The organism is Caloramator proteoclasticus DSM 10124, from assembly GCF_900129265.1.
GTDB classification, from domain to species: domain Bacteria; phylum Bacillota; class Clostridia; order Clostridiales; family Caloramatoraceae; genus Thermobrachium; species Thermobrachium proteoclasticum.
On record NZ_FQVG01000083.1, the window covers coordinates 1 to 6,885 of the forward strand.

Genomic DNA, 6,885 nt, shown 5'->3' on the forward strand with positions numbered 1-6,885 from the left:
TGGTATCCCTCCCATTAAGAAGGATACCAAATACTTGTACAATTTTGTACATTTTTATTTTCCACTTTTCGTACATTTTGATTTTATCATTTACAATTGCTTTGAAATGTTAATTGATAAGCCCTATGGAGGGAGTTTATAAAATTCCTTCATAGGGCTATTTAAAAATTAAGCAAACATACATTTGCTTTAAAGACAAATTACTTTTATGGTTCTAAATGGAAAATGTCACATTTCACTTGGGTGGCACTTTTGTATTATTCATCTACAGAGAACTCGCTTCCATAGGCAATCTTAGAGAAGGCTTTTTCTGCATCAATGAGCTTTACACCCTTTATGTCAATGTTGTCAAAATTCGCCTGTCCTATTCCATCTTTAATCAGCCTAAAAAGATAGTTTACCGCCTGTGGTCTAAAACCAAGAAGCCTTGCACAAATAGTATCTACAGCAACTGCATCTAATCCAGCAATTAGCATATCAGTATGTACTGCAACACCCTTTGAGGGCCCTGTACCAATCATAGCAGGACTTAGGCTTACAATTGCCAAATCAATTGGTATCTCCTTTGCCATTGCATATATAAATCCGTGCAAATCCTCGTGTATTCCAAGGGATTTTTTAGGATAACCGTGTATTTCAGCTGGTGGAAGTGATAGTGCCATATTCTTTATTGAGGCAGACATAGTTGCCTCTTCGTGTACTTTAAGCTGCGTAAAGGAGATTAAAACATCTGATTCCTTTATTATTTTATTAATCTTGGTGCTTTTTACTATGCTGTGCTGTAGCTCTAAATCAAAATATTCTCCAAAGTTTAAGTCAATAAACTCCACCTGCTCTTGGTTTAAAATAACATCATAGCCATTGGACTTTAGTACATCAAGCGTATTGGCACCTCCTGCTCCCCCTGCAACTACAAGCCTCTTTGGATTTTTGGACTTAATGTATCGTATAAGTTCCCTTAACGTTTCTCCTCCAACAACAACTCCTTTATTTGGAGGGTTTATATTTACAAGGTTTGCAATTATAGTTACTGTAGTTGTATTATCTACTAAACTTTGAATTGGAAGATACCCAAGTGCCTCCCTAAGTGCTGCCTTTTCATCAGGATTTTTTCCAATGCCAATTATATTACTTTCAAGTCTCTTTTTCCTAATCATTAACATCACCCCAATTTATTTTTACCAAATATAACAATTTTATTATAAAAAATAAAATAGCAATCATATCACCCTTTAATAAGTTATAAGTGATATGACTGCCATTAAATTATACCTCCATAACCTTAAGTTCAGGAGAAATTATTAAATTTGCCTCTGTAGCTCTAAGAACCTCTTCAACTGTTGTATCTGGTGCAATCTCCTTAAGCACAAGTCCCTTTTCAGTAACCTCAATAACTCCCATCTCAGTTACTATTAGATTAACCTCTTTAGCTGCTGTTAATGGTAGAGTACACTTTTTTAGAATCTTTGGTGCACCCTTTGCAGTGTGTTCCATTGCAATAATAACCCTTTTAGCACCAACAACCAAATCCATAGCTCCACCCATTCCAGGCACCATCTTACCTGGAATCATCCAGTTTGCAAGGTTTCCCTCTTCATCAACCTGAAGTGCTCCAAGTACAGTTGCATCAACGTGCCCTCCTCTAATAATAGCAAAGGACATTGCACTGTCAAAGCAGGCACCACCCTCTTTTATAGTTACAAATTTTGCTCCTGCATTAACAAGGTCTTTATCCTCTTTACCCTCCTCTGGTGCTGGCCCAAGCCCTATAAATCCATTTTCTGATTGAAGGATTACCTCTACATCCTTATCTATGTAATTTGCAACCTCTGTTGGAAGACCGATACCTAAGTTTACAACATCTCCATCCTTAAATTCCTTTGCAACCCTCTTTGCTATAACCTCTCTAACTCTTTCCTTATCTATCATCTTTCTCCCCCCTCAACAATATAATCAACTAATATATGAGGAGTTACTACATTTTCTGGTTCTATTTCCCCAACCTCCACAAGCTTTTCTGCCTCAACAATAACTATATCAGCCGCCATTGCCATTATAGGGTTAAAATTCCTTGTAGTCTTTGAATACCATATGTTACCCTTTTTATCAACCCTACTACCCTTTAATATTGCAATATCTGCCCTTAGGGGTTTTTCTAATATATACTTTTTGCCATCAATTTCAAGTACAGTCTTTCCTTCCTCTACTACTGTCCCAATACCAGTTGGTGTTAAAACTCCGCCAAGTCCTGCACCATAGGCTCTAATCCTTTCCACCAGTGTCCCCTGTGGCACAAGCTCAACTTCCATTTCACCACAGTTCATCTGTCTTCCCGTTTCAGGATTTGTTCCAATATGAGATACTATTGCCCTTTTCACCTGTCTATTTGCAACAAGCTTTCCAACACCCTTATCTACAAAGGCAGTATCGTTACAAATAATAGTCAAATCCTTTACACCCTTTTTTACGATTGCATCTACAATAGTCTCTGCTGTTCCTACTCCTAAAAAACCTCCAAACATAATAGTTTGACCATCTTTAATTAGCTCCATAACCTCATCAATCTTTTTAATCTTGTTCATACGCCACCTCCATAACCCCCATTCTAATTATATAATATAAAAAAATAGCAGCTTTAACAATTAATATAATATTTAAATTTTCATAAAATTTAGTTTATTTCTTTATTTTACTAATCCTATCTTTATCTACTTAACTCTATCTAAATTACTGAGCTTTGTTTCGTAAATTTGCACCTCATCCTTGAGCTTTAATTTCCTTGCAACCAACACCAAATGATAAAGTACGGTTTTTACTGCACTGCCTCTTTTAGATGAACTCTCATAGGCATTTTTTAAAACAGTATAGGCCTCTTCATATTTTTTATTAAAGATAAGAAGCTGGCCTAAATAGTCCCAAACGATATTGTTTCCTCCATAAATCATTAAAAACTCAAAAATTTTCTTTTCTGCCCTCTCATATTTTTTATCCCTTATTGCAATATTTATTGATTCAATTCTACTCTTCATTTGATATACCATATCCTTATATAAATTACCTAATACCTGCTTACCAAGCTCTGTGACTTTATATATTAAACACCCATTATGAGCCCTAATTTCTATAAGTCCCATATTAACAAAACATAAATCTAATATACATCCTCCCTTTGTCATTGCTTCAATGCTGGCAAGTCTAAATCTTTCGCTTGCAATTTCTATTAGACTATTTTTTTCATCTATCTTAATCATCTCATTTACATTTATCTTAATTTCATTATTTTTATTAAAAATACTTATTAAAATGTCTCTAATTTTTAATATGTCAAAATTGGAATTGTCTACAATATTCCCCCAGTTTGTTTTAAAGAGCATAAGGTATAGAATTCCTGCATATCTTTCGTCTATATCTAATCTTGAAAGAGCTCTTCCCTTCTTTGTTACCTCGATGATATTTTTATCATAAAAAACCAAATTGTTTTGAATTAAAAATTTAATAAAAATATCTGTCTCTTCGTTTTTTTCATAGCTCTCAAGGGGTATATCATTTAGTATCTTCTCTAATAAAATCATTGTTTTAAAATCATAATTGTTTACGTATTCACAGTTTCTTATAACAAACTTGCTAAAGTTATTTGTTGTAATTTCCTTTATAAAATCCTTTGTATCATCCCTCTTGCCCATCAATCTGTCATATTTCTCTAAATAGTATTCAGCATTATTAAACATACGTTTATAGTGGGCAATTTTGCCACCCTTTATAAATTTATTAATCTTCAAAAACTCAGTAAGTTCAAGCATTGCATTAAGCATCCTTGGTATGCCATCTCTTCCTCCAAGCTCACTATTTATAACACTCACCATATCAGTAAACTCTTCAAATGTGAAGGAATCTATTGTCTCTAAAGTTTCATTAAAATACACTAATACCCTATTTATCAAAAGCTTAACCACAAGAAGATTAAATTCAATTGTTTCTTCCTCTAATCCCTTTTCCCTCATATATTTTTCAAAGGCAATTAACTTTTCCTTATCAGTCACTTTTTTCACCACCCTAAACATTTTTAATTACATTATTTCCAAAATAATTGTAAATAATACTATAAAAGCAGATATTTAGGCTTGATTTATAGCAAAAATTAACTAAAATTAATTGTTAAAAAATTAAAAACGATATATAATAAAGTCATAAACATAATTTGGAGGTATGTTATGGAAAAGATTGCTCTGATCACAGACAGCTCATGTGATTTACCAAAGGAAATACTGATTAAAAATAACATTGAGGTCATTCCTCTTAATGTTATATATGCAAATCGTGAATACAAGGACGGTATAGATATCACACCGGAAGAAGTGGCAAAAAATCTTGATGTGGAAATCCCAAAAACATCTATGCCATCACCAAGTGATGTTTTAAATAAAATAGAATCCCTAAAGAAGGAAGGATATACTCACTGCATAATAATTACAATATCATCTGGCCTTAGCGGAACTTACAATATGTTTAAAATGATTACAAGTGAAATTCAGGATATGGTAGTTGAAGTTTTTGATTCAAAGATACTCTCTTTAGGACTTGGATTTATAGTTCTACAGGCTGCAAAATTGATACAGCAAAAACTATCCTTTAATGAAATTATAGATAAATTATACTCAGTAAGAGAACAGGTTAAAGGATATTTTATAGTAGATACCCTTGAATACCTTAAAAAGGGTGGAAGAATAGGACGTGTTACAGCCGCAATAGGAAGCCTTTTAAATATAAAGCCCATTATATCTGTTGATGAAAATGGTAAATATTTTACCTTTAATAAGGCCCGCGGCAAGAATCAAGCACTTGATAGGATGTTGGATGAACTTAAGGCAGTTATAGATAATGGAAAATATTTAGTTGGAATACCCCACGGATGTGTTAAAGAGGAAGCTTTAAAATATGCAGAAAAGATAAAATCTCTTGGAAATATTGAGGATATAATAATCAGTCAAATAAGCCCTGCTCTTTTAGTTCACTCAGGCCCAGGACTTATTGGACTTGTGTTTATGCCGGTATAAAAAAAAGCCTTGATAACTCAAAGCTCAGATTATTGACAAACCTGTTTGTTAGCTAAAATCTGAAAAAGCCCCAAGAAAGGATTTCAATAGGCTCTTTCATGAGCATTAGCAATTCTTAGGTTTTCGACTTTGTAAAAGTCCGTAATTCGGCACAGGACGTGCCGAGCCGAGAGGCCATCAGGACGATGGCATCGCGAGGGTAGGACTTTTTCAAACAAAGAAAAGCTTAGAATTGCTTTGCGAAATGAACGAATGCCTTAAAATCCTTCTTGGGGCTAATCAATATATAACTTTTCAGCAGCCTGAGCCTTGATTTCTCAAGGCTTTTTTATATCAAAGTCTTATTAAATATGTATCCTTCAAAAAACTCTATTGCATTCTCTATATTTGTAATACCACATTTATTTAATAAAAGCTCCACTTTTATTTTATCAACGCCTCTAATTTGTAGTTTTTCTACTGTGATATTTCCATAATCACTGCTACATTCTTCGTAACCACCATCATAATCCATTATTACATTTATTACACCAAAAAGACTGTCTTTAGGACTTTCAAATATATCAACATTTATAAAGTCCAGTGCATTCTTAGGACTTGAATAAAAATATTTAAAGGCTACATTCTCATCAAGCCCATCTCTTTTTCCATCATAGAACATAAGATTTTTTCTTCCCCTTAAAACATTTTCTATTCTATTTACTAAGTCTAAACTTTCAACTGCTACCTTTATCACCTGTCACACCTCCAATTAGCACAAATCTAATAATATCACAATATATTAATAGTTTTCAACCAAAAAGAATATTACTATTCTATTTTCAATATTTTTTTCATATTTTAATATGATAGAAGTTTTATTGGAGGTGTAGTATGGATATACAAAAAATATCCTCACTAATTAACATAATAAATAGAGAAAAAAATACTTCAAATATCCTCTTTACAATGGACAAAAGGGGAATAGATATGAAAAACATATCTATAGAACACAGTTATATTCTACTTAACTTAGCAAAGTTACTCTCACAATACGACATAAACATCGAAATTGATGAACCCCATTTTGAACGAAAAAACAAAGAAGAAGCCATTATTACCTTAATTGATGATATTTCTATTTATACAGAAATATTAAGGGGAGAAGATGATAACACAAAGGAATTAGTAACTAAACTTATAAATATAAAATGTAATTTAATTAAGGAAATAATTAAAGATGAAAGAGCCGAGCTAATTTTAACAAAGGATGAATTATTGAAATTTGATGGTTCAAATGGAAACCCTGCTTATGTTGCAATAGATGGAATTATTTATGACGTTACAAAAAATAAAACTTGGCTTGATGGGGTGCATTTTGGACTTGTGGCAGGACGCGATTTAACAGAGGAGATAAATAGCTGCCACGATAATAAAGAAGCTATCCTATCAAAACTCACACCAGTTGGTAAACTAAAATAAAGAAATAAGGCCTATTGACCTTATTCAGATTGTTTTACAAACCTACTTGTTAGCTAAAGTGTAAATGATAAAATCAAAATGTACGAAAAGTGGAAAATAAAAATGTACAAAATTGTACAAGTATTTGGTATCCTTCTTAATGGGAGGGATACCAAATATGATGAATATAATAGCTCAATTAAATATATTAAAAGCTATGGAACTAAAGCCTAATTTTTCAGAACTTGCAAGAGAATATGGGATGGATAGAAGAACTGTAAAGAAATATTTTGAAGGGTATGAGGGAAAACCAAAAACTAAAAATAAAACAAGTAAATTGGACAAGTATTTTGATGAAATAAAAGCGAAGCTTGCAATTAAAGGAACTACT

The 6,885-nt window shown here is 32.6% G+C and carries 7 protein-coding genes and 1 pseudogene; 3 read left to right on the plus strand and 5 right to left on the minus strand.

The annotated features are described in order from the left end of the window. Positions 1 to 257: 257 nt before the first annotated feature. The 4 genes from BUB63_RS12475 to BUB63_RS12490 form a co-directional block, all read right to left on the minus strand. On the minus strand, positions 258 to 1,157 hold the full coding sequence (locus BUB63_RS12475; RefSeq protein WP_073250252.1) for a DUF362 domain-containing protein: 900 nt from the start codon (positions 1,155 to 1,157) through the stop codon (positions 258 to 260). 109 nt (positions 1,158 to 1,266) lie between these two features. After that, on the minus strand, positions 1,267 to 1,929 hold the full coding sequence (locus tag BUB63_RS12480; RefSeq protein WP_159431478.1) for a 3-oxoacid CoA-transferase subunit B: 663 nt from the start codon (positions 1,927 to 1,929) through the stop codon (positions 1,267 to 1,269). After that, positions 1,926 to 2,582: an acetate CoA-transferase subunit alpha gene (gene atoD, locus BUB63_RS12485; protein ID WP_073250255.1), complete on the minus strand. Its 657-nt coding sequence runs from the start codon at positions 2,580 to 2,582 to the stop codon at positions 1,926 to 1,928. Before atoD ends, BUB63_RS12480 begins: the two co-directional genes overlap by 4 nt. Positions 2,583 to 2,708: 126 nt before the next feature. After that, positions 2,709 to 4,040 carry a tetratricopeptide repeat protein gene (locus BUB63_RS12490; RefSeq protein ID WP_073250257.1) on the minus strand — a complete coding sequence of 444 codons (1,332 nt, stop codon included), beginning with the start codon at positions 4,038 to 4,040 and terminating at the stop codon, positions 2,709 to 2,711. Between the two features lie 171 nt (positions 4,041 to 4,211). Here BUB63_RS12490 and BUB63_RS12495 point away from each other — a divergent pair, with 171 nt between their 5' ends. Further along, complete coding sequence (locus BUB63_RS12495) at positions 4,212 to 5,054, plus strand: DegV family protein (RefSeq protein ID WP_027308752.1); 843 nt, start codon at positions 4,212 to 4,214, stop codon at positions 5,052 to 5,054. Positions 5,055 to 5,382: 328 nt separating this feature from the next. Here the strand turns inward: BUB63_RS12495 and BUB63_RS12500 are convergent, their stop codons facing one another. Continuing rightward, positions 5,383 to 5,790, minus strand: coding sequence for a hypothetical protein (locus BUB63_RS12500; RefSeq protein WP_073250260.1), 408 nt, complete (start codon positions 5,788 to 5,790; stop codon positions 5,383 to 5,385). Positions 5,791 to 5,927: 137 nt separating this feature from the next. On the opposite strand from BUB63_RS12500, the gene BUB63_RS12505 reads away from it, so the two are divergent. Further along, entirely contained in the window at positions 5,928 to 6,515 is a 588-nt protein-coding gene (locus BUB63_RS12505; RefSeq protein ID WP_073250263.1) for a cytochrome b5 domain-containing protein, read from the plus strand. Between the two features lie 157 nt (positions 6,516 to 6,672). Next, positions 6,673 to 6,885: pseudogene (locus BUB63_RS12510) on the plus strand (IS21 family transposase); the annotation flags it as partial.

Excerpts from the sequence above, each read along its gene's own strand:
- BUB63_RS12475 (WP_073250252.1), bottom strand. The coding sequence starts at position 1,157 with ATGATTAGGAAAAAGAGACTTGAAAGTAATATAATTGGCATTGGAAAA.
- BUB63_RS12480 (WP_159431478.1), bottom strand. The coding sequence starts at position 1,929 with ATGATAGATAAGGAAAGAGTTAGAGAGGTTATAGCAAAGAGGGTTGCA.
- atoD (WP_073250255.1), bottom strand. The coding sequence starts at position 2,582 with ATGAACAAGATTAAAAAGATTGATGAGGTTATGGAGCTAATTAAAGAT.
- BUB63_RS12495 (WP_027308752.1), top strand. The coding sequence starts at position 4,212 with ATGGAAAAGATTGCTCTGATCACAGACAGCTCATGTGATTTACCAAAG.
- BUB63_RS12505 (WP_073250263.1), top strand. The coding sequence starts at position 5,928 with ATGGATATACAAAAAATATCCTCACTAATTAACATAATAAATAGAGAA.